General features: G+C 70.1%; 20 protein-coding genes and 1 pseudogene. 14 read left to right on the forward strand and 7 right to left on the reverse strand.

All coding sequences use genetic code 11. The annotated features are described in order from the left end of the window. On the forward strand, positions 1-500 hold a 500-nt coding region (locus tag ABD198_RS02445; RefSeq protein WP_343997606.1), incomplete at its 5' end, for a DUF6542 domain-containing protein. An 84-nt stretch (positions 501-584) separates the two neighbouring features. Here the strand turns inward: ABD198_RS02445 and ppgK are convergent. Continuing rightward, a complete protein-coding gene (gene ppgK, locus ABD198_RS02450; protein WP_343997607.1) occupies positions 585-1331 on the reverse strand; it encodes a polyphosphate--glucose phosphotransferase in 747 nt (248 codons plus the stop codon). A gap of 117 nt (positions 1332-1448) precedes the next feature. Then, positions 1449-2474, reverse strand: coding sequence for a 4-hydroxy-3-methylbut-2-enyl diphosphate reductase (locus ABD198_RS02455; RefSeq protein WP_343997608.1), 1026 nt, complete (start codon positions 2472-2474; stop codon positions 1449-1451). A gap of 182 nt (positions 2475-2656) precedes the next feature. Between ABD198_RS02455 and xseA the strand changes: the two genes are divergently transcribed. The 3 genes from xseA to ABD198_RS02470 all read left to right on the forward strand — a co-directional run bounded on the left by xseA (position 2657) and on the right by ABD198_RS02470 (position 4888). After that, entirely contained in the window at positions 2657-3865 is a 1209-nt protein-coding gene (gene xseA / locus ABD198_RS02460; RefSeq protein WP_343997609.1) for an exodeoxyribonuclease VII large subunit, read from the forward strand. A 9-nt stretch (positions 3866-3874) separates the two neighbouring features. Further along, a complete protein-coding gene (locus ABD198_RS02465; RefSeq protein ID WP_343997610.1) occupies positions 3875-4147 on the forward strand; it encodes an exodeoxyribonuclease VII small subunit in 273 nt (90 codons plus the stop codon). A gap of 150 nt (positions 4148-4297) precedes the next feature. Then, positions 4298-4888, forward strand: a complete 591-nt coding sequence (locus tag ABD198_RS02470) for a malonic semialdehyde reductase (RefSeq protein WP_343997611.1) — start codon at positions 4298-4300, stop codon at positions 4886-4888. A 118-nt stretch (positions 4889-5006) separates the two neighbouring features. Here the strand turns inward: ABD198_RS02470 and ABD198_RS02475 are convergent, their stop codons facing one another. Next, on the reverse strand, positions 5007-5564 hold the full coding sequence (locus ABD198_RS02475) for a DUF4245 domain-containing protein (protein WP_425580401.1): 558 nt from the start codon (positions 5562-5564) through the stop codon (positions 5007-5009). Positions 5565-5655: 91 nt separating this feature from the next. On the opposite strand from ABD198_RS02475, the gene glpX reads away from it, so the two are divergent. Continuing rightward, positions 5656-6690, forward strand: a complete 1035-nt coding sequence (gene glpX / locus ABD198_RS02480; protein ID WP_343997613.1) for a class II fructose-bisphosphatase — start codon at positions 5656-5658, stop codon at positions 6688-6690. A 244-nt stretch (positions 6691-6934) separates the two neighbouring features. Here the strand turns inward: glpX and ABD198_RS02485 are convergent, their stop codons facing one another. Both ABD198_RS02485 and ABD198_RS02490 read right to left on the reverse strand, forming a co-directional pair. Then, positions 6935-7312 (reverse strand): WhiB family transcriptional regulator, encoded by a 378-nt coding sequence (locus ABD198_RS02485; protein WP_167994305.1) that lies wholly within the window; start codon positions 7310-7312, stop codon positions 6935-6937. A gap of 631 nt (positions 7313-7943) precedes the next feature. Then, complete coding sequence (locus tag ABD198_RS02490) at positions 7944-8645, reverse strand: DUF1707 SHOCT-like domain-containing protein (RefSeq protein ID WP_343997614.1); 702 nt, start codon at positions 8643-8645, stop codon at positions 7944-7946. 147 nt (positions 8646-8792) lie between these two features. On the opposite strand from ABD198_RS02490, the gene ABD198_RS02495 reads away from it, so the two are divergent. The 6 genes from ABD198_RS02495 to ABD198_RS02520 all read left to right on the forward strand — a co-directional run bounded on the left by ABD198_RS02495 (position 8793) and on the right by ABD198_RS02520 (position 14210). Further along, positions 8793-10472 (forward strand): fumarate hydratase, encoded by a 1680-nt coding sequence (locus tag ABD198_RS02495; RefSeq protein WP_343997615.1) that lies wholly within the window; start codon positions 8793-8795, stop codon positions 10470-10472. A 180-nt stretch (positions 10473-10652) separates the two neighbouring features. Then, a complete protein-coding gene (locus ABD198_RS02500) occupies positions 10653-10895 on the forward strand; it encodes a hypothetical protein (RefSeq protein ID WP_343997616.1) in 243 nt (80 codons plus the stop codon). Next, entirely contained in the window at positions 10867-11391 is a 525-nt protein-coding gene (locus tag ABD198_RS02505) for a DUF6879 family protein (RefSeq protein ID WP_343997617.1), read from the forward strand. The genes ABD198_RS02500 and ABD198_RS02505 overlap by 29 nt, the downstream gene beginning before the upstream one ends. Before the next feature lie 15 nt (positions 11392-11406). Then, entirely contained in the window at positions 11407-12255 is an 849-nt protein-coding gene (locus tag ABD198_RS02510) for a helix-turn-helix domain-containing protein (protein ID WP_343997618.1), read from the forward strand. A 641-nt stretch (positions 12256-12896) separates the two neighbouring features. Beyond that, complete coding sequence (locus tag ABD198_RS02515; RefSeq protein WP_343997619.1) at positions 12897-13031, forward strand: hypothetical protein; 135 nt, start codon at positions 12897-12899, stop codon at positions 13029-13031. After that, positions 13032-14210 (forward strand): methyltransferase domain-containing protein, encoded by a 1179-nt coding sequence (locus ABD198_RS02520; RefSeq protein ID WP_343997620.1) that lies wholly within the window; start codon positions 13032-13034, stop codon positions 14208-14210. It begins immediately after the preceding gene. 63 nt (positions 14211-14273) lie between these two features. On the opposite strand, the gene ABD198_RS02525 is transcribed toward ABD198_RS02520, so the two are convergent. Then, complete coding sequence (locus tag ABD198_RS02525) at positions 14274-14726, reverse strand: phage major capsid protein (protein WP_343997621.1); 453 nt, start codon at positions 14724-14726, stop codon at positions 14274-14276. A gap of 217 nt (positions 14727-14943) precedes the next feature. Between ABD198_RS02525 and ABD198_RS02530 the strand changes: the two genes are divergently transcribed. The 3 genes and pseudogenes from ABD198_RS02530 to ABD198_RS02540 form a co-directional block, all read left to right on the forward strand. Beyond that, positions 14944-16329 (forward strand): class II fumarate hydratase, encoded by a 1386-nt coding sequence (locus ABD198_RS02530; RefSeq protein WP_343997622.1) that lies wholly within the window; start codon positions 14944-14946, stop codon positions 16327-16329. Between the two features lie 84 nt (positions 16330-16413). Then, a complete protein-coding gene (gene fomD / locus ABD198_RS02535; protein ID WP_343997623.1) occupies positions 16414-17106 on the forward strand; it encodes a cytidylyl-2-hydroxypropylphosphonate hydrolase in 693 nt (230 codons plus the stop codon). A 792-nt stretch (positions 17107-17898) separates the two neighbouring features. After that, positions 17899-19800 (forward strand): annotated as a pseudogene (locus tag ABD198_RS02540) (SpoIIE family protein phosphatase); the annotation flags it as partial. A gap of 149 nt (positions 19801-19949) precedes the next feature. Here ABD198_RS02540 and ABD198_RS02545 read toward each other — a convergent pair. Further along, the gene (locus tag ABD198_RS02545; protein WP_343997626.1) at positions 19950-22247 is read right to left on the reverse strand and encodes a transglycosylase domain-containing protein; all 2298 of its coding nucleotides are present in this window, start codon (positions 22245-22247) and stop codon (positions 19950-19952) included. Between the last annotated feature and the right edge of the window lie 155 nt (positions 22248-22402).

The raw sequence follows: 22402 nt of genomic DNA on the forward strand, positions 1-22402 counted from the left end.
CCCGGTCCCCGCGGGCGCCCCGGCAGGCGTCCCGCGCGCCGCGTCCCGCGCAGCGCCGGCCGGCTGCTGCCGCCGCAGCCGCCCGCCGGTTTCCCGGTCCCCGGCTCACCGGGCTCGGCACGGGGCTCTTCTGCGCCGCCGCGCTGCTGCTGCTCGGTCTGCTCGCCGGAGCGCTGTTCGGGCGCGCGGCCCAGACGGTGTACGGGGTGCTGTTCCTGCCGGTGTGTGCGCTGACGGCGCTGTGGGTGCGGCGCGGTGATCTGCTCACGGCCCCGGTGGTGGTGCCGATCGGCTTCCTGGTGGGGCTGGTGCCGGTCGCCGAGCAGGGCGACGGCAGCACGGCCAGCAGGCTGATGGGGCTGGTGACCGGCCTCGCCATCCAGGCCGGGTGGCTGTACGGGGGGACGCTGGTGGCGGGGGTGATCGTTCTGGTGCGGCGGGTGCGCATGATCGGCCGGGAACGGCGGGCCGGGCGCGGGCGCGGGCGCGTACAGAGGTGATCCGCGCGGGTTGAATCCACGCGGGGGTGATCCACGCGGGGGTGATCCACGGAGGGGTGATTCCCCGCGGGCCGGCCCTTCGGGTCAGACTCCGGTGGCCGCTCGCATGGCCGCTCCGACGATGCCCGCGTTGTTCTGCAGCCGGGCGGGGACGATCTCGGCCTTGATGCCCTTGATGTGCGGCAGGAACTTGTGCGCCTTGCGGCTGACGCCGCCGCCGATGATGAACAGCTCCGGCGAGAACAGCATCTCGACGTGGGCCAGGTACTTCTTCACCCGGCGCGCCCACTCCTCCCAGGACAGGTCGTGGTCCTCCTTGGCCTTGCTGGAGGCGCGCTTCTCCGCGTCGTGGCCGCGCAGTTCCAGATGCCCGAGCTCGGTGTTGGGGACGAGGACGCCGTCCGTGAACAGGGCGCTGCCGATGCCGGTGCCGAAGGTCAGCACGATGACGGTGCCCCGGCGGTGGCGTCCGGCGCCGAAGTGCATCTCGGCGATGCCGGCGGCGTCCGCGTCGTTGACCACCGTCACCGGCAGGCCGCCGAGGCGGTCGCCGAGCAGGACGCGCGCGTCGGTGCCGACCCAGCTCTTGTCGACGTTGGCGGCGGTACGGATGGTGGCGCCGTCGGTGACCACGCCGGGGAAGGTGATGCCGACCGGGCCGGTCCAGCCGAAGTGGTCGACGACCTGCTTGACGCCGTCGGCCACCGCGTCGGGCGTGGCCGGGTGCGGGGTGAGGATCTTGTGGCGCTCCTGCGCCAGATCCCCTTTGTCCAGGTCGACCGGGGCGCCCTTGATCCCGGATCCGCCGATGTCCACGCCGAAGATCTGCATAGCCTTACGTTACGACGGACCACGGAAGGTCACGGAGTCGATCTCCGTGACCTCTCTACTCTCCGTGACGACCGCGACAGGCTCCGTGACGTCACGGAGCCGCGGCGGCCTCCGGGGTCACTCGGCCGCGGGCTCGCCACTCCCGGCGCCGCCGCGCTCGGCCACCAGGGCGGCGGCCTCCTCGCGCAGGTCGCGGCGCAGTTCCTTGGGCAGCGAGAAGGTGATGGACTCCTCGGCGGCCTTGACGATCTCCACGTCCTCGAAGCCGCGCTGGGCGAGCCACTCCAGCACCTGCTCGACCAGCACCTCCGGCACCGAGGCGCCCGAGGTGACGCCGACCGTGGTGACGCCCTCCAGCCAGGCCTCGTCGATCTCGTCGGCGAAGTCCACCAGGTAGGCCTCGCGGGCGCCGGCGAGCTTGGCGACCTCGACCAGCCGCTTGGAGTTGGAGGAGTTGCGGGAGCCGACCACGATCACCAGGTCGGCCTGGGCGCCCATCTGCTTGACCGCGAGCTGGCGGTTCTGCGTGGCGTAGCAGATGTCGTCGCTGGGCGGCGAGACCAGCTGCGGGAACTTCTCCTTGAGGGCGTCGACGGTCTCCATGGTCTCGTCGACGCTGAGCGTGGTCTGGGAGAGCCAGACGACCTTGTTCGGGTCGCGGACCTCGACCTTCTCCACGTCGCCGGGGCCGTCGACCAGCTGGATGTGCTCGGGGGCCTCGCCGGAGGTGCCGATGACCTCCTCGTGGCCCTCGTGCCCGATCAGGAGGATGTCGTAGTCCTCCTTGGCGAACCGGACCGCTTCCTTGTGGACCTTGGTGACCAGCGGGCAGGTGGCGTCGATGGTGGCGAGCCGGCCGCGCCGGGCCTCCTCGTGGACGACGGGCGCCACGCCGTGCGCGGAGAACATCACGATGTTGCCCGGCGGGACCTCCTCCGTCCGTTCGACGAAGATGGCGCCCTTCTTCTCCAGGGTCTGCACGACGTACTTGTTGTGCACGATCTCGTGCCGGACGTAGACGGGGGCCCCGTACTGCTCGAGAGCCTTCTCGACGGCGATCACGGCGCGGTCCACACCCGCGCAGTAGCCCCGGGGGGCGGCGAGCAGGACACGGCGGCCAGGCGAAGCAGTCATGCGGTCCATCGTAAGGGCCAGGTCCTGTCGTCCGGATCAGCGGCGGCAGCGGGACCGGGCGCGGGGCGGCCGGAGGGGCGGGCGCGGGGCGGCCGGAGGGGCGGGCGCGGGGCGGCCGGAGGGGCGGGCGCGGGGCGGCCGGAGGGGGCGGTCACGGTGCGTTGTCGGTGCGGCGCACTACTCTCGCGGGCATGGCTGTCACAACGTCTGCGGAAGCGCCCCTGCCGGTCAGCGAGGTGTCGCGGCTCATCGGAGGGTGGATCGACCGGCTCGGCGCGGTGTGGGTCGAGGGGCAGATCACCCAGCTGTCGCGGCGGCCGGGCGCGGGCATGGTGTTCCTGACGCTGCGCGACCCGTCGTACGACATCTCCGTGGGCGTGACCTGCCGCCGGCAGGTGTTCGAGGCGGTGGCGGACGTGGTGAGCGAGGGTGCGCGGGTGATCGTGCACTGCAAGCCGGAGTGGTACGCGCCGCGCGGGCAGCTGTCGCTGCGGGCGGCCGAGATCCGGCCGGTGGGGGTCGGGGAGCTGCTGGCCCGGCTGGAGCAGCTGAAGAAGTCGCTGGCGCGGGAGGGTCTGTTCGCGCCGGAGCGCAAGAAGCCGCTGCCGTTCCTGCCGCAGCTGATCGGGCTGGTGTGCGGGCGCGCCTCGGCCGCCGAGCGGGACGTGCTGGAGAACGCCCGGCACCGCTGGCCCGCGGTCCGTTTCGAGGTGCGCAATGTGGCGGTGCAGGGGGTGCACGCGGTGCCGGGGGTCGTCCAGGCGGTGAAGGAGCTGGACGACATCGACGAGGTGGACGTGATCATCGTGGCGCGCGGCGGCGGCAGCGTGGAGGATCTGCTGCCGTTCTCCGACGAGCAGCTGGTGCGCGCGGTGGCCGCCTGCCGTACGCCGGTGGTCTCGGCGATCGGCCACGAGCCGGACAATCCGCTGCTCGACCACGTCGCCGATCTGCGCGCCTCCACGCCCACGGACGCGGCCAAGAAGGTCGTGCCGGACGTGGGTGAGGAGTTCGAGCGGGTACGGATGCTGCGGGACCGGGCGCGGCGCTGTGTGGAGGCGTTCCTGGACCGCGAGGAGCGGGGCCTGGCGCAGGCTCTGGCCCGGCCCTCGATACAGGATCCGCACCGGATGATCGACGTCCGTGCGGAGGAGGTCACCGCGCTGATCGAGCGGGGCCGGCGCTGCCTGCGGCACCAGCTCGACCGGGCGGACTCGGAGCTGACGCATACGCATGCGCGGGTGGTGGCCCTCTCCCCCGCGGCGACGCTGAAGCGCGGATACGCCGTGCTCCAGCGGTCCGACGGGCACGCGGTGCGCGCGGCGGCGGAGGTGCAGCCCGGTGAGGCCTTGCGGGCCCGGGTGTCGGAGGGCGAGTTCACGGTCCGGGTGGATGCGTAGGGTGGGCTGATGACCGGCGAGACGGAGCAGACGGTGACCGGCGGGACGGAGCAGGCGGCGGTGGCCGAGGCACTGGGGTACGAGCAGGCTCGGGACGAGCTGATCGAGGTCGTGCGGCGCCTGGAGGCGGGCGGTACGACGCTGGAGGAGTCGCTGGCGCTGTGGGAGCGCGGCGAGGAGCTGGCCAAGGTGTGCCGGCGCTGGCTGGAGGGCGCCCGGGCCCGGCTGGACGCGGCGCTGGCGGAGGAGACGGAGGCCGAGGACGCCGACGAGGGCGAGTAGTCGTCGTCGCGGTGTCCGACATGCCTGTAGCAGTGTCCTGGCGCGGAACCTGTGAAGTGGATCACCGCAGTCCGGTTTTTGTCGAGTGTTGAACTTCACCGGGCGTACGGTCGGCTGCGTCAACCGCACCACCGAGAAGGTTCATCACGTATGTCACTCGCTCTTGACCCGGCCGCTCAGGATCTGCTGTTCCGCGAGGCGCGCACCGCCAGCACGTTCACCGATGAACCGGTGACCGACGAGCAGATGCGGGCGATCTACGACCTGGTCAAGTACGGCCCCACCGCCTTCAACCAGTGCCCGCTGCGCATCACCCTGGTCCGCTCCCCCGAGGCCCGCGAGCGGCTGCTGCCGCACCTGGCCGAGGGCAACCGGGCCAAGACCGCGTCCGCGCCGCTGGTCGCGATCCTCTCCGCGGACAACGAGTTCCACGAGGAACTGCCCGCCCTGCTGCCGCACTTCCCGCAGGCCAAGGACGTCTTCTTCGCCGAGCGCCCGGTGCGGGAGAACTCCGCCGCGCTGAACGCCGCCCTCCAGGCCGGATACTTCATCGTCGGCGTGCGGGCCGCAGGGCTGGCCGCCGGGCCGATGACCGGGTTCGACCACGAGGGTGTCCGCAAGGAGTTCCTGGACGACGACCACACCCCGCTGATGATCGTCAACATCGGCCGCCCCGGCCCGGACGCCTGGTTCCCGCGCAGCCCGCGGCTGGAGTACGAGCAGGTCGTCAGCGAGGTCTGACCCCGCCGGACGTACCACAGGACGCAGAACACCGGGTGGCCGCATGGCTCGGCCGGTCACGAAACAGGGCCCTCGCGGATCGCTCCGCGAGGGCCCTGTCCCGACTCTGGCCGGGGGCTCACTCGGTGCGCAGCGCCTGCGCCATCTTCGTCAGCTGCCCGAAGGGTGCCGTGCCGGTCACCACGGTGGTCGCACCGTCCTTGCCCTGGAGGACCAGCGCGTCGTAGTGGTCGCCGTCGTAACGCGTCCAGGTCTGGCCGTTGATCTTCTGGGTGACGTCGGTCTTCTCGGCGCCCTGGGTCGCCTCCTCGATGAAGAGCACCGGCTTGCGCGTGGACTGCTCCACCCCGATGTACTCGCCCTCCGCGGTGTGGAAGCCGAGGTGCCAGGCCTCGCCCTCCTCGCCGCGGTAGCGCACGGAGGTCGCCTTCCAGGCCTTCGGCAGGCCCTCGGGGGCGGCCACCGGGTAAGACGCGGCGCGGCGGGCGGTGAGCAGCTCGACCCTGTAGTCGACCCGCTTCAGCTCCGGGTCGCTGTCGTCGTGCGGGAGGAACAGCCAGACCACTCCCGAGACAAGACCGATGAGGCCCAGGGAGAGGATCATGTCCCGGGCCGACTTCTGCACGCTGCTCTTTCCTGCCACGCCCCTATCGTCGCAGGTGTCCGGGGCGCTCATCCGTGGGGTCCCCTGCTCATTTTGTCTGCCTAACGATAGAGTCGGGTCTACACCCTCATCCGGCCGTCGTCGTACAGAAAGGTGCGCTCCGATGACCGATCATCACCATTTGCCGTCCGAGCTCGATGTCCCCTCCGAGGCCCCCGACCGCAACCTCGCCCTGGAACTGGTGCGGGTGACGGAGGCCGCGGCGATGGCCGCCGGCCGCTGGGTCGGCCGGGGCGACAAGAACGGCGCCGACGGGGCCGCGGTGCGCGCCATGCGCACCCTCGTCTCCACCGTCTCGATGAACGGCGTGGTCGTCATCGGCGAGGGCGAGAAGGACGAGGCCCCGATGCTCTACAACGGCGAGCGCGTGGGTGACGGGACCGGACCGGAGTGCGACATCGCCGTCGACCCGATCGACGGCACGACGCTGACCGCCAAGGGCATGACCAACGCCATCGCGGTGCTGGCTGCGGCCGAGCGCGGCTCGATGTTCGACCCGTCCGCGGTCTTCTACATGGACAAGCTGGTCACCGGGCCGGAGGCGGCGGACTTCGTCGACATCAACGCGCCGGTGAGCGTGAACATCCGCCGGGTCGCCAAGGCGAAGCGGGTCACGCCCGAGGACGTCACCGTGGTGATCCTGGACCGGCCGCGGCACGAGGGCATCATCAAGGAGATCCGGGAGACTGGGGCGCGGATCAAGCTGATCTCCGACGGTGACGTGGCGGGCTCGATCCTGGCGCTGCGCGAGGGCACCGGCATCGATCTGCTGCTCGGCATCGGCGGCACCCCCGAGGGCATCATCTCGGCCTGCGCCGTGAAGTGCCTGGGCGGGACGATCCAGGGCAAGCTCTGGCCCAAGGACGACGAGGAGCGGCAGCGTGCCATCGACGCGGGGCACGACCTGGACAAGGTCCTGACGACGGAGGACCTGGTCACCGGGGACAACGTCTTCTTCGTGGCCACCGGCATCACCGACGGCGAGCTGCTGCGGGGCGTGCGGTACCGGTCGGAGACAGCCACCACCGACTCCATCGTGATGCGGTCCAAGTCGGGGACCGTGCGGCGGATCGACTCCGAACACCGGCTGAGCAAGCTGCGGGCCTACAGCGCGATCGACTTCGACCGGGCCAAGTGAGGCAGGGCTTCGGCCCGGCGGCATGAAAGGGCACCCCCTGTGCGGAGGGGGTGCCCTTTTTGTACGGCCGGGGCCGTACGGCCGTTCTCGTGCGGCTGCCTCCTGCGGCTGCCTCGCGCAGTTGTCTCGTGCGGTCGCTTCTCGCGCTGTTGTCTCGTGCGGTCGCTTCTCGTGCGGTCGTTCTCGTATCGGTCTCGTGTCGTTGTCGCGTGCGGCGGTCGCGTGCGATTGCCTCGTGCGGGGCTCAGCCGGCCGCGGCTATGCGGTTCGTCGTGCGCGCGGCCTTCTTCAGCTCCATCTCGCGCCTGCGGCGGCGGGCCAGGACCACGCGGCGCTCGGCCGCGGTCAGTCCGCCCCAGACGCCGTAGGGCTCGGGCTGGAGAAGGGCGTGTTCGCGGCACTCCACCATGACCGGACAGCGGGCGCAGACCCGCTTGGCCGCCTCCTCGCGGGAGAGGCGGGCCGCGGTGGGTTCCTTCGACGGGGCGAAGAACAGACCGGCCTCGTCGCGGCGGCACACCGCCTCGGTGTGCCAGGGGGTGTCTTGGTCCCTGTCTCGCGCTGGCACCCGCTGGGCCGGAACGGCAGCTACCTGCAGGGACGAATGCGGCGGTTGCAGCACGGTCAACTCCTGACGACGGCTTCGCGGCTGGAGGGTGCTGCGGGATCCACGTGGTGAGCCCGGTGTGACCGGTGCGTCCGACCGCAGCGCCGAGCCGTCCCCCGCGGCCGGCCCGCGAGGGCGGTTCGGCAACGCCGCGAGCGGGCGTGCCGGGCGTGCCGGGCTCCGCGTGAGTCCCGCGGCGCCCTCCTGGAGACGATGCAGCAAGGCTTACCCGTTGTGCGCGTGCCTATGCACTGAGTCCCCAACCGCCCGGTACGGAATCTGCGTTCAGTGGCACGGGAGGCGCGGGTACGGCCGTTGCCGCCCCGCCGGCGGGCGTGCGTCACCCGCGGCCGGGAGGCGTGCGGTCGCGGGTGACGTGACGGATGCCTTCGGCCGTCGTCGGTGTGCGGATGTAGTCGGTGACCGATACCTGCCGGTGGCCGGATGCCTGCGGTCGCTGTCGGCGACCAGATGTCAGCCGGTGGCCGGAGTATGCGTTCGTCGAGCGCGAGCGTCTCTGCGGGCGCCGACGGCAACCGTCAATGTCCCGGCCGCTGAGGCGACTTCGGGCATCTCGGTAGCCGGCGGCGACTGTGGACATCGGTCACTGGCCGTCGGCGCCCGCTGGGACGTTTCGCGCTCGCCGTCAGTGGCCGAGATGCCTGCGCATGCCGCGATGGTGCGCGCGGTCCAGCGAGCGCTGCACCCGGTCCAGGATGTCGGCGACCAGCTTGCCGCGCTTCGGGCGCGCCTCCACGTTGCCCAGGACCGCCCAGCCGTCGACGTAGACCACCGGCGCCCCGGGGTCCTCGGCGTCGAGCGAGGCCACCTCGAAGTTGCCGAGCACGCCGCCGCCCAGGCCGCGCAGCGAGACGTTCTCCGGGACGCGGACCTCGACGTTGCCGAAGACGGAGAACGCCTTGATCACGACCTGCTGGTGGTCGAAGAGCGCCTCGCTGAGGTCGATCTCCACGCTGCCGAAGATCGCGTACGCGTGGATGCGGCGTCCGGCGCGCCAGCGGCCCCTGCGGACGGCGGCGCTGAACACCGCGACCACGTTGTCGTCGGGGTCGACCGGGATGGCGCCGGCGGTGGGGCGGCTCGGGGCGGGGGCGGGGCGGCGCTGGTGGGCGGCCGGGAGGTCCCGGACGAACGTCTCGAGCTCCCCCACCGTCTTGGCGGCCAGCACGCCCTCGACCCGCTCGGCGTGCTCCTCGGCGGTCAGCCGGCCCTCGGCCAGGGCCTCGCGCAGAAGCTCGGCTATGCGGTCACGGTCGGCGTCCGAGGCCCGCAGCTCTGCGGGCGTCGGTGCGTTGTCCTGCTGCGGTGCGTGCTTCTGAAGGTCCACGGCAGCAGCGTACCCAAACACGATAGATCGCGACACCCCTTGTGGTCCGGCAACTGAGCCTTACCTCACAGGCTCAGCCGCGGTCGGCAGGTTTTACGCTGGTGGGCGCCCGCCGACGAAGGCGGGCAGCCGTCTGTCGAGTGAGGAATGGGCGCGATGCCTGAGTTCGAGTACGCCGATCTGCTCCCCACGGGAGAGGACACCACCCCGTACCGGCTGGTGACCTCCGAAGGTGTCTCCACCTTCGAGGCCGGCGGGCGGACCTTCCTCAAGGTGGAGCCGGAGGCGCTGCGCAAGCTCGCCGAGGAGGCCATCCGCGACATCCAGCACTACCTGCGCCCGGCCCACCTGGCCCAGCTACGCCGCATCATCGACGACCCGGAGGCGTCCAGCAACGACAAGTTCGTGGCGCTGGACCTGCTGAAGAACGCCAACATCGCGGCCGCGGGCGTGCTGCCGATGTGCCAGGACACCGGCACGGCCATCGTGATGGGCAAGCGCGGGCAGAACGTGCTGACCGAGGGCCGGGACGAGGAGGCGCTGAGCCGCGGCATCTACGATGCGTACCAGAAGCTCAACCTGCGCTACTCGCAGATGGCTCCGCTCACCATGTGGGAGGAGAAGAACACCGGCACCAACCTCCCCGCGCAGATCGAGCTGTACGCGACCGACGGCGACGCGTACAAGTTCCTCTTCATGGCCAAGGGCGGCGGCTCCGCCAACAAGTCCTTCCTGTACCAGGAGACCAAGGCGGTCCTGAACGAGGCCTCCATGATGAAGTTCCTGGAGGAGAAGATCCGTTCGCTCGGCACGGCCGCCTGCCCGCCGTACCACCTGGCGATCGTCGTCGGCGGCACGAGTGCCGAGTACGCGCTGAAGACCGCGAAGTACGCCTCCGCGCACTACCTGGACAACATGCCGACCGAGGGCTCCGAGCTGGGGCACGGCTTCCGGGACAAGGAGCTGGAGGAGAAGGTCTTCGAGCTGACCCAGAAGATCGGCATCGGGGCGCAGTTCGGCGGCAAGTACTTCTGCCACGACGTCCGCGTGATCCGCCTGCCCCGCCATGGCGCCTCCTGCCCGGTCGCCCTCGCGGTCTCCTGCTCGGCCGACCGGCAGGCCGTCGCGAAGATCACCGCCGAGGGTGTCTTCCTGGAGCAGCTGGAGACGGACCCGGCGCGGTTCCTGCCGGACACCACGCCCGAGCAGCTGGCGGACGAGGGCGAGGTCGTCAAGATCGACCTCAACCAGCCGATGGACGCGATCCTCGCGGAGCTGACCAAGCACCCGGTGAAGACCCGCCTGTCGCTGAGCGGTCCGCTGGTCGTGGCGCGGGACATCGCGCACGCCAAGATCAAGGAGCGGCTGGACGCGGGCGAGGAGATGCCGCAGTACCTGAAGGACCACCCGGTGTACTACGCCGGCCCGGCGAAGACCCCGGAGGGCTACGCCTCCGGCTCCTTCGGTCCGACGACCGCCGGCCGGATGGACTCCTACGTGGAGCAGTTCCAGGCCGCGGGCGGCTCCAAGGTGATGCTGGCGAAGGGCAACCGCAGCAAGCAGGTCACCGACGCGTGCGCCGCGCACGGCGGCTTCTACCTGGGCTCCATCGGCGGCCCGGCCGCCCGGCTCGCCCAGGACTGCATCAAGAAGGTCGAGGTGCTCGAGTACGAGGAGCTCGGCATGGAGGCGGTCTGGAAGATCGAGGTCGAGGACTTCCCCGCGTTCATCGTCGTCGACGACAAGGGCAACGACTTCTTCACTTCGCGGGAACCCGAGCAGCCGACGTTCACCAGCATCCCGGTGCGGGGGCCCGGGCTGGCCTGAGCCACCCCGTAAGCGCCTCACAGACCCCTCGGCGTCGCCGGGGGGTCTGCTGCTGTCCGTAGGTGGCGCTATGAGCCCCCCGCTCCCGTGGCTTAAAGCGCACCCTTGACGCCAACACGGCAGCATCGGGAGGGTCCGTGCGTAGAAGTCCGTGCAATCCGCATAGCCCGGGAGGCTGCTGTGTCGCTACGGTTCATCGCCAAGGACCCGAACACGGACGGGGCGAACTGCCCCACGGTCTGGGTCGACGAGGAGAAGCAAGAGATCGTGATGCAGGGTTGGACGGTGGACGAGGCGACGCGCGCCGAGTGCCTAAAGACCGGCCCCATCCCCGACAGCGAGACCGTCGTACGGCTGCCTATGCGCATGGTCGCCGCCATCAGGGAGGCTTGTGATGCCGCAGTCGGCCCCACCGTTCAGTGAGCTGCTGGCGAACTGCCAGCATTCCGCCGTGCATCTGGAGATGCGCGACTTCTACGACGACCCCGACGAGGCCCCGCGCGTGGCCGCATGGAAGGCCGGTCATCGACCGGACCCAAACGACCGGGCGTCCTGGTGGCGTCCCTGGCTGGACATGGTGTCCGAGGCCGTTTCCCGTGGCGTCGTGATCCGTCGCGCCCGGATCGTCTCCGAGCCGGTGAGCGAGTACACCCGGTACCTCTACGACGGCACGTTCACCAACATCGCCGCCGGTGAGCAGATTCGTTGGCTTCCCCGGCGGAACGCGTCGGATCTGGCACTCCCCGGCAATGACTTCTGGTGCTTCGATGACCGGTTGGTGAGGTTCGGCTACTTCTCCGGTGAGGGCGTGTACCTCGGCGACGAAGTGGACGACCGCGCCGAGGTGGTCAAGCTGTGTGCCTCGGCGTTCGAAGCCGTCTGGGACCGGGCTATTCCGCACGACCGCTACAGGATCTGAGAACGCACAGCACCAATGGCCCGTTCCCCTTCGTCCAGCGTCCAGGCGGCCCGTCAGGCGCTTGCAGCACGCCTCCGGGATATTCGCCTAGACGCTGGCCTGAAGGCCCGTGAGGTGGCCGTACAGGCTGGCTGGCATCCCTCCAAGGCGAGTCGGCTGGAGAATGCCGTAACGCCCCCCTCGGACGCCGACATTCGCGATTGGTGCCGCATCTGTGGAGCCGATGATCAAGCAGCCGACTTGATCGCCGCGTCTCGCTCGGCGGAGTCGATGTACGTCGAGTGGCGACGGCTCCAGCGCACCGGGCTACGCCGACTCCAGGAGTCGTACGTACCTCTCTTCGAGCGCACCCGAACCTTCCGGATCTACTGCTCCAACGTGGTGCCCGGCCTGCTCCAGACCCCTGCGTACGCAACCGCGCTGCTGACTGAGATCACCGACTTCCGGAAGACACCCAATGACGTCACGGAGGCTGTGGCCGCCCGCATGGATCGGGCGCGGGTCCTGCGTGAAGGAGATCATCGATTCGCGATCCTCGTTGAAGAAGCCGTTTTGCGGTACCGCATTGGTGACGCCGAAGTCATGGCCGGACAACTGGGTCATCTGCTGTCGGTCATGTCCCTGCCGGCGGTTTCACTCGGAGTGGTGCCGTTCACTGCCTCGCGACACATGTGGCCGCTGGAGACGTTCTCGATCTACGACAGCGCCCAAGCCCAAGTAGAGCTACTGACTGCCGCCGTGAATGTCACAGCACCCTCGGAGATCGAGCAGTACGCGAGAGCGTTCGAACGCCTGTCAGAAGCAGCGGTCTACGGCGCGACGGCACGAACGTTGATCACGAAGGCGATCGAGGCGCTCGGCTAACCGTCGTGCAATTTCGTAGAACTTCGTAGAGCCCCGACGTGGCCCGTTCCTAGCGTGGTCTGCACGACCAGAGGAGGGGCGAGCGATCATGGCGAGCGACGCAAGAGCCCGGTTGTCGGAGGCGTTCGAGTTGTTCGGCAGCGACGGAAGGTTGCGGGTGTTCCACGACCCGGACGACCCGTTGGGAACGACGGCCGAAGGGGCGGACACTCCTCCGCACTCAGGAGTGGAACGTTCGCCCTTGCGGGAAAAAGTCGCCAAAGCCAATGCTCGGAGTCGTGGCGAAATCCTCTAATGGCGCGCACCGACCCGCGCCGTCCCCTCACGTTCATGCAGACCCTTTGGTCTTTCGGCGACTACTGCGGAACGTGCACGGGACACCGCGAAATCTGGTGCCCCATCTGCTTCGGCTTCGAGGGTTGCTCGGGCTGCAACAACCAGCGAAAGGTGCCCTGCCCCACCTGTACCGGCGGTCAGCTCCTACCCAACGTCTGGTGATCTTTCTCCGCTGATCTCCGCCCCTGTCGGATGTGACCCGACCACCTTTCCCCCACGGCTGGGAATCCCGGCAGGGGCGGGCAAACCCCGTTTCGCAGACAGCGGGACGGCCAATGAGCACCATGAACTCAGGAGGTAATCAAGTGCGTAGCTGGTGGCTCACGATGGTGGACGGCAACCCGCAGGACGACAGCGACAGCGGCAACAAGCACGGCGGTGGCGGGTCGGACGAGGGCGGCAACACCAACGACGGCCAGGGACCGGCGGACGGCCGCTGAATGACCGAGCAGCACGGAACGGACGCCAGCCCTGAGCGGCTGGCGTCCGCGCTGATGGAAAAGGGCGCCCTGACGTCTGACTGGCTTCCCGCGTACAAGCGGGCACCGCGCCACCTGTTCATTCCGGATGTCATCTGGCCGGGCACGGCGGGCGGCAACCGGCAGAAGAACCGGATCATCCGATCCGAGGAACCGCGCGCGTGGTGGGAGGCCGTTTACACGGATGCGCCGATCACCACGCAGTGGGATGACGGGACGTACACCGGCCCCGAGAAGGGCAAGATCCCATCGTCCTCCAACTCCATGCCCACCATGGTCTTCTCAATGCTTGACGCCCTGGCCGTCGAGGAAGGCCAGCGGGTCTTGGAGATCGGGACCGGTACGGGCTGGAACGCGGCGCTTCTGTCGCACCGCGTAGGCCCTGAGAACGTCGTCACGGTCGAAGTGGACGAAGCCGTGTCGGCGGACGCCAGGAAGCGTCTCCAGAACGCGGGCTTCGTGCCCCTGGCCGTCGTGGGCGACGGCGCGGAGGCATTCCCCATGGAAGCCCCATATGACCGTGTGATCGCCACGTGTTCCATCGGCAGGGTGCCTTACGCCTGGGTCGAGCAGACGAAGCCAGGGGGCGTGATCGTGGCCCCGTGGGGGCCGACCTACGGCGGGGAAGCCATCGTTCGGCTCACCGTGCACGCGGACGGTACCGCGTCGGGGAAGTTCCTCGGTTCCTCGGCGTTCATGCGGCTTCGCGCCCAGCGCACCGAGCGGAAGCATGTCCGGGAGTACCTGAAGGGCAAGCCGTGGCCTGCCGACGGCATCAAGTCGACCACGGCTCTTTCCCCGGACGATGTGGGCGACTGGCACGTCATGTTCGCCATCGGGGTTCAGGTGCCCAACGCGTTCCCGTGGATGGAGTCGTACAAAGACGGCTCTTACACCCTGTGGCTTCGAGATACGGCGGTCACGTCATGGGCGACGGCCGACTACGAGAAAGAGCGGACAGAGTTCGAAGTCGTGCAGTCCGGCCCCCGGAAGCTGTGGGATGAGGTGGAGACGGCGTTCCGATGGTGGGACGGCCAGGGCCGCCCCGGCTTCGACCGGTTCGGACTCACGGTGAGCCCAGAGGGTGAGACGGTCTGGCTCGACGAGCCGGGGAATCCAGTTCCTTCGGTTCTCGGCTGAAACGAAAAACTCAGGGGCACCCGAATCAAGCCGGGTGCCCCTGAGTTGTTTGATCGACAGTGTTTAGCTAGCGGCAGCCTTCACGATCTGGACCGACGCGGCCTCAGCAACACCGACACCAGCCACGCGCATGGTGAGCTTAAACCCGACCTGATCCGAGGAGAAGCGAGCGTCCTCGGAAACCTTCACCTGTGCGTTTCGCCGCACGCCGACAAAGAGGCGGGACGCGTCGGCGACCACGACTGTACGGACCGGGAGGAATGCACTCGGCAGGATCGGCAGGCCCCAAGCCGTGGCAGCCGGGGAATCAGTCGGCGAACCGCCCTGATACTCGCCGCTACCGGAAGCCTTCTCCTTACGGAGAGCCGCAGCCATGTCAGTAGAAGCCCACACAACAGACGGACGCCCATTAACGGCCTCGACGCGCGCAACCGCGTCGGCCAGGTCGTCATAGGTCACGACCTTGTTGCCGGCCGCGAGCGACGTCGTAATTCCCTGAGCCAGAACACCCTTCACCACGTCAGATGAACAAGTCGAACGACTTCTTCCAGGACCTGTCCCCCGCCCCCACCTTCACCACCATCCCGGTCCGCGGCCCCGGCCTCGCCTGACCGCCGCCGGCCGGCCGCTGCGGCCCTGAGCGGGCCTCGTTCTCGAAAGCGCCGGACGGGTCGTGTTGCCCGTCCGGCGCAATGCACGGAACATCCACGGGTGCTCACGCGCTGTACCCGGTATGAGCGAATACCGGATCGAGCACGACTCCATGGGTGAGGTGCGGGTGCCCGTGGATGCGAAGTGGCGGGCGCAGACGCAGCGGGCCGTTGAGAACTTTCCGATCTCGGGGCAGCGGATCGAGCGGGCGCACATCGAGGCGCTGGCCCGGATCAAGGGCGCCGCGGCGAAGGTGAACGCGCGGCTCGGGGTGCTGGACAAGGACATCGCCGAGGCGATCCAGGAGGCGGCCGGCGAGGTCGCCGAGGGGCGGTGGGACGAGCACTTCCCCGTGGACGTGTTCCAGACCGGGTCGGGCACCTCGTCGAACATGAACGCCAACGAGGTCATCGCGACGCTCGCGAGCGAGCGGCTCGGCCGGGACGTGCACCCCAACGACCACGTCAACGCCTCCCAGTCGTCCAACGATGTCTTCCCCTCGTCCATCCACATCGCCGCCACCGCCGCCGTCACCCGGGATCTGATCCCGGCGCTGGAGCATCTGGCCGCGTCGCTGGGGCGGAAGGCCGAGGAGTTCGCCGATGTGGTGAAGTCGGGGCGCACGCATCTGATGGACGCGACTCCGGTGACGCTCGGTCAGGAGTTCGGCGGGTACGCCGCACAGGTGCGGTACGGCATCGAGCGGCTGCAGGCCTCCCTGCCCCGCCTGGCCGAACTCCCCCTCGGCGGCACCGCCGTGGGCACCGGCATCAACACCCCGCCCGGCTTCTCCGCCGCCGTGATCGAGGAGGTGGCCCGGGTCACCGGTCTGCCGCTGACCGAGGCGCGCGACCACTTCGAGGCGCAGGGCGCCCGCGACGGGATCGTGGAGACCAGCGGCCAGCTGCGCACCATCGCCGTGAGCCTGACGAAGATCGCCAACGATCTGCGCTGGATGTCCTCCGGCCCCCGCACCGGACTCGCCGAGATCCGCCTGCCCGACCTGCAGCCCGGTTCGTCGATCATGCCGGGCAAGGTCAACCCGGTGATCCCGGAGGCGGTGCTGATGGTCTGCGCCCAGGTCATCGGCAACGACACGACCGTGACCACCGCCGGCGCCTCCGGCAACTTCGAGCTCAATGTGATGTTGCCGGTCATCGCCAAGAACGTGCTGGAGTCCATCCGGCTGCTCTCCAACGCCTCCCGGCTGCTGGCGGACCGTACCGTCGACGGGATCGAGGCCGACCGCGAGCGGGCCCGCGAGTACGCCGAGTCCTCGCCGTCCGTGGTGACCCCGCTCAACAAGTACATCGGCTACGAGGAGGCCGCGAAGGTCGCCAAGAAGTCGCTGGCCGAGCGGAAGACCATCCGGCAGGTGGTGCTGGAGGGCGGCTATGTCGAGCGGGGCGACCTCACCCTGGAGCAGCTCGACGAGGCGCTGGATGTCCTGCGGATGACACGGCCGTGACGACTGCGGCGCAGCCGTCTCCGGAAGGGGTGAACCGTGACGGGGACCGCAGCGTCGTATGCCTGTGACACCTAGTATCTGCGCATGACAGAGGGCGGAGCGGTGAGGCGCGGGCAGGCGGGCGGTACGGCGGACTTCTGGGCGCCCGGGACACAGATCCTTTGGCGGTACCGGGAGAACGGCGGCGCGCGCTTCCACATCGCGCGCCCCGTCACGGTCGTACGCGACGACCCGGAGATGCTCGCGGTGTGGATGGCACCGGGCACCGAGTGCGTGAAACCGGTCCTCGCGGACGGCACACCGGTGCACCGCGAGCCCTTGACCACGCGTTACACCAAGCCGCGGACCGTGCGGCGCGACCGCTGGTCCGGCACCGGCGTGCTGAAGCTGGCCCGGCCCGGCGAGCCCTGGTCGGTGTGGCTGTTCTGGGAGCCGGGCTGGCGGTTCAAGAACTGGTACGTGAATCTGGAGGAGCCGCTCACCCGCTGGGCGGGCGGCGTGGACTCCGAGGACCACTTCCTGGACATCTCGGTGCAGCCGGACGGCACCTGGCACTGGCGTGACGAGGACGAGTTCGCGCAGGCCCAGCGGGACGGTCTGGTGGACTCCGCGCTGGCCGGACGGGTGCGCGAGGCCGGCCGGGCCGCGGTGGAGGTGATCACCGACTGGGGGCCTCCCTTCTCGGAGGACTGGCCGAACTGGCGCCCGGATCCCGCCTGGCCGGTACCGTCGTTGCCTCAGGACTGGGACCGCACGCCCGCGCATGTGTCCTCATGAGACCCTTGATGCGCCCCCGGGCACGAAACGTAGGATCGTCCTCCGCAAGACAGGGAGCAGATATCGACCGGGCGGCAACTACCGGAGCACGCGCTGGGCTTGACCGGACGTCACCGAGGGGCGGCAGGACGTGATCGAGGGGTACGGCAGCAACACCGGTACGGGCCGGGCACGGTCGGCCGACGGCACAGAAACATCCTCTGACCACAGGCGGATCCCGTTCCCGGCAGATGTTTTCCGGGTATCGGCATCTCGGCGGGACGAAGTGCACGCAGGGCGCACAGCGCCGGACGGACGGACTCGACACGCGTGACGGAGCAGCCGACCTCCTTCGAACGCCCCCAGCCGGGCGGCACCCCCGCTGATCCCGGCGGGGCGCTGGTGCACACCCAGACACCGGCCTGCGTGCCCGGCACCGCCCCGGCCTTACCGGCACAGAGCCGCTCCGGCGCCGAGCCGCCGGCGGCGGCAGGGAGAACGTCCGGAAAGTCGTCCGGATCGTCCGGAAAGTCGTCCGGATCCTCCGGCAAGTCGTCCGGATCCTCCGGTAAGTCGACCGGGAAGCCCTCCGGAAAGCCCTCGGGCTCGTCCGGTTCGTCCGGGTCGTCCGGGGCCTCGGAGGCGGCGGGTGCGTCCGGGAAGACGGCGGCTCCTGGCGGTCCGGAATCCCCGGGCGCCCCGGCGGCGGCCGCGGGCACGCCCGTCGGCGGCCGGACGTCGGATTCCTCAAGTACCTCAAGTACCTCAAGTACCTCAAGTACCTCGAGTACTTCGCGTTCCTCGCGTTCGGCGCCCCGCACCGAGCACTCGCAGCCGGGCGCCGAGCAGAGCGCGGCGCCCGACGCGCACCGGCCGCGTCCCGTGCCCGAGGGCATCCCGGTCCAGCCGGCCGGCGGCGAGCCGGGTGCGTCCGCGGGGCGTCCGGACGGGCGGGAGCGGCGCACCGGCAAGGGAACGCCGCCCGGGCGGCCCACGCCGATGCGGCGGGACGGGGACCGGCTGCGCTTCGTCGGCGCCGCGACCCGGCGGATCGCCCGTGGCCTCGATCTCGACGAGATCGTGATGGGGCTGTGCCGGGCCACCGTGCCCACCTTCGCCGACGCGATCCTGGTCTATCTGCGCGACCCGCTGCCAGTCGGCGACGAGCGGCCCACCGGCCCGCTGGTGCTGCGGCTGCGCCGCACCGACCGCGTCCCGCCCGAGCGGGACACCGAGAGCGGCTTCGCCGCGGCCGTCCAGCCGGAGCCGTCCTGCGAGCTGGAGTCGGTCGGCGCCGAGCTGTGCACGGTGCGGCCCGGCAGCGCGCTCGCCGAGGTGCTGCGCGGGGTGCGCCCGGTGTTCACGGACGCGCCCGCCGCGCGCGCCGCGCTGCCCGAACTCCTCGGCGAGGGCCGCGAGTCGGCCGTGCCGGACGGGCAGCGGGCGATCCTCGCGCCGCTGCGCGGCCGGCGCCGGGTGATCGGCGCCGCGCTGTTCCTGCGCGGCACCGAACGCATCCCGTTCGAGGCGGACGATCTGCTGGTCGCCGCGCAGCTCGCCACGCACAGCGCCCTCGGCATCGACAAGGCGGTGCTGTACGGGCGGGAGGCGTACATCGCGGACGAGCTGCAGCGCACCATGCTGCCGGAGAACCTGCCGCGCTGTACCGGCGTGCGGCTGGCCTCGCGCTACCTGCCGGCGGCGGAGACCGCGCGGGTCGGCGGCGACTGGTACGACGCGATCCCGCTGCCCGGCAGCCGGGTCGCCCTGGTGGTCGGGGACGTCATGGGGCACTCCATGACCTCCGCCGCGATCATGGGCCAGCTGCGCACCACCGCGCAGACCCTCGCGGGCCTGGACCTGCCGCCGCAGGAGGTGCTGCACCACCTCGACGAGCAGGCGCAGCGGCTCGGCGTGGACCGCATGGCGACCTGCCTGTACGCGGTGTACGACCCGGTGGCGCACCGGATCACCGTGGCCAACGCCGGTCATCCGCCGCCGGTGCTGCTGCATCTGGGCGGCGACGCCGAGGTGCTGCAGGTTCCCGCGGGCGCTCCGATCGGCGTGGGCGGGGTGGACTTCGAGGCCGTGGAGCTGGACGCGCCCGCCGGGGCGACGCTGCTGCTGTACACCGACGGCCTGGTCGAGTCGCGTCTGCGGGACGTGTGGACGGGCATCGAGCAGCTGCGCGAGAAGCTCGCGGCGACGGCCCAGCTCACCGGTCCCGGGCACGCGCCGCCGCTGGAGGCGCTGTGCGACGAGGTGCTGGACATGCTCGGGCCGGGCGACCGGGACGACGACATCGCGCTGCTCGCCGCGCGGTTCGACGGGATCGCGCCGAGCGATGTGGCGTACTGGTTCCTGGAGCCGGAGGACGCGGCACCGGGCCGGGCCCGGCGGCTGGCCCGGCGGGCGCTGACCCGCTGGGGCATGGAGGAGCTCAGCGACTCGGTGGAGCTGCTGGTCAGCGAGGTCGTGACGAACGCGGTGCGCTACGCCACGCGACCGGTGACGCTGCGCTTGCTGCGGACGGACGTGCTGCGCTGCGAGGTCGGGGACGATGTGCCGCAGCTGCCGCGGCTGCGGCAGGCCCGGGCGACCGACGAGGGCGGGCGCGGCCTGTATCTGGTCAACCGGCTGGCCCGCCGGTGGGGGGCGACGCGCCTCAGCACCGGCAAGGTGGTGTGGTTCGAGCTGACCAACTCGGGCGGCTGAGCAGCTGAAGCCTTTCGGGCAGCTGAACAAGAACCGGACGCGAGGTCCTGCGCGACTGCCGTACGTGTACGGCTTATCGCGCGGTCCCTCGCGCCCCTGCCGTTCGCCCCCCTGACGGCCGTTCGCTGACGGGCCGTCCGGACGACCACCTACTGCTGTTGCTGCTGCCCGTGCGGGTCGTCCGGGTCGCCCGGGAGTTCCGGGGTGGGCGGAGGTGAGGGCTGGCCGTCCGTCGGCGGCTTGAACGTCGGAGGCGACTGGCTCGGCGGCTCGGACGTCGGCTCCTGCGTCGGCTCCTGGGACGGCGGCGCGGAGGTCGGCGGCTCGCTCGACGGCTCCTGGCTCGGCGTCTGCGACGGGCTCTGCGTGGGCGAGGGCGTCCAGGACGGCTGGATCGCCGCGCCCTGGTCGGTGTCCAGGTCGAACTTGCTGGTCTCGTCCAGCACGCCGAACATGTACGCCGCCCAGATCTGCGCCGGGAAGCCACCGCCGTTGACGCGCGGTTCGCCGCCCGCGCCGTACATCTCCACCTGCTTGTGCGGGGGCTTGTCGTCCTCGCCGAACAGGCCGACGGAGGTGACCAGCTCGGGCGTGTAGCCGGTGAACCAGGCCGACTTGTTGTTGTCGGAGGTGCCGGTCTTGCCGGCGACCTGCTGGCCCTTGCGCAGCGGGTTGTTCCGGACCGCCGCCTGCGCCGTACCGTCGTCGACCACGCCCGTGAGCACCGAGGTCACGGTGTCGGCGGCCGCGCGGCTGATGACGCGCTCGCCGACCGCGTCCGGCATGGTGACCGTGCGGGTGCGGTGCTCGGCCTTCTTGATGATGGTCGGGGTGACCTTCTTGCCGTGGTTGTCGAGGGTGGCGTAGACGCCGGCCATCTGCAGCGGGCTGGCGCCCATGGAGCCCAGGGTCTGCGCGGGCACCGCCTCGAGGTCCTCGACCTTCATGCCGAGCTTGCCGGCGGTCTCCATCACCTTCGGCATGCCGACGTCGACGCCCATCTGCGCGAAGACGGAGTTCACGGACTTGTTCATCGCCGTCTGGACGGTGATGGGGCCGTAGTTGCGGTCGTCCTCGTTCTCGGGGGCGAAGCCGGCCTTCCGGCCGTCCTCGACGACCTCGCGCTCGCTGGTGCCGTCGTAGACGGTGTTGGCGGTGATGGGGCTGCCCGACTGGGTGGTGGCCTGCTCCTCCAGGGCGGCGGCCAGGATGACCGGCTTGAAGGTGGAGGCGACCTGGTAGTCGGTGCGGGTGGCGTTGTTGATGTAGTGCTTGAGGTAGTCCTGGCCGCCGTACATCGCCACGACCGCGCCGGTCTTGGGGTTCACGGAGGCGGCGCCGGCCTGGATGTCCGCGTCGACCTTGCGGTCCTTGGGGTCCAGCTTGCTGCGGAGCTGGGTCTTCACGGCCCGCTCCAGCGCGGCCTGCTTCTTCTTGTCGATGTTGAGGGTGACGGTCCAGCCGCCCGCGTCCACCAGGGCGTCGGCCTGCTTGGCGTCCTCCGCGGTGCCCTCGGCGATCAGCTGCTGTTTCAGCGCGTCGTTGGCCGCGCTCACCAGATAGCCGGTCTGGCCCTTCAGACCGGGGTCGCCCTTGGGCGGCTTGGGCTTCGGGAACTTCATGCCGGCCCGCTCGGAGGCGTCCAGCCAGCCCTGCTCGACCATGTTGTCCAGGACGTAGTTCCAGCGGGCCTTGACCAGCTTCCTGCCCTTCTCCGAGGCGACCGCCCAGTCGTACTGGTTCGGCGCCTGGAGCAGCGCGGCGAGGTAGGCGCCCTGCTCGACGGAGAGCTTCTCGGCGTCGACGCGGTAGTAGGCCTGGGCGGCGGCCTGGATGCCGTAGGCGTTGCGGCCGTAGTAGCTGGTGTTGATGTAGCCGGCCAGGATGTAGTCCTTGGACTTCTCCCGGTCCAGCTTCAGCGAGATGACCAGTTCCTTGAGCTTGCGGCTGACGGTCTGGTCCTGCGTCAGGTAGTAGTTCTTGACGTACTGCTGGGTGATCGTCGAGCCGCCCTGTGCGCCCTTGCCGGAGAGCGTGTTGAACAGACCGCGTGCGGTGCCCTTGAGGTCGACGCCGGCGTCCTTGTAGAAGGTCTTGTTCTCGGCGGCGACGAATGTCTTCTGGACCGGCTCGGGGACCCGCGCCAGGTCGACGACCTCACGGTTGAAGCCGGTGCGGGCCATGATCGAGCCGTCGCTGTACTTGTAGACGTTGCCCTGCCGCTTGGCGTCCTCGTTCCCCGCGGCCGGGATGTCGATCATCATGTAGAGCGCGATGAAGGCACCCATGCCGAGCAGGCAGAGGCCGAAGAAGGTGCCGAGGATCTTCCGCCAGGTGAACAGGCGGCGTATGCCGCTGCGGCCGGCCGCCCCCGACGAGCGGCGGCCGCCGGGCGCCGCACGGCGCCCGCCGCGCTGTCGTGCGCGTCTTTCTTCCGCTCGTCCCATGGGTTCCTTCTGCTCCGCTTCATTCGCGTGTGCCCGCGTGCCACACGGTTCGCCGCTCAGGTCAGCTCAGAAAGCTAACACCGGCAGATATGACAAAGGGCTGCCGATGCGGTCGTTACGGACGTGACAATCAGCACCCGCCCCAACGGAACCGA

The organism is Streptomyces thermocarboxydovorans (assembly GCF_039524635.1).
Classification (GTDB): Bacteria; Actinomycetota; Actinomycetes; order Streptomycetales; family Streptomycetaceae; genus Streptomyces; species Streptomyces thermocarboxydovorans.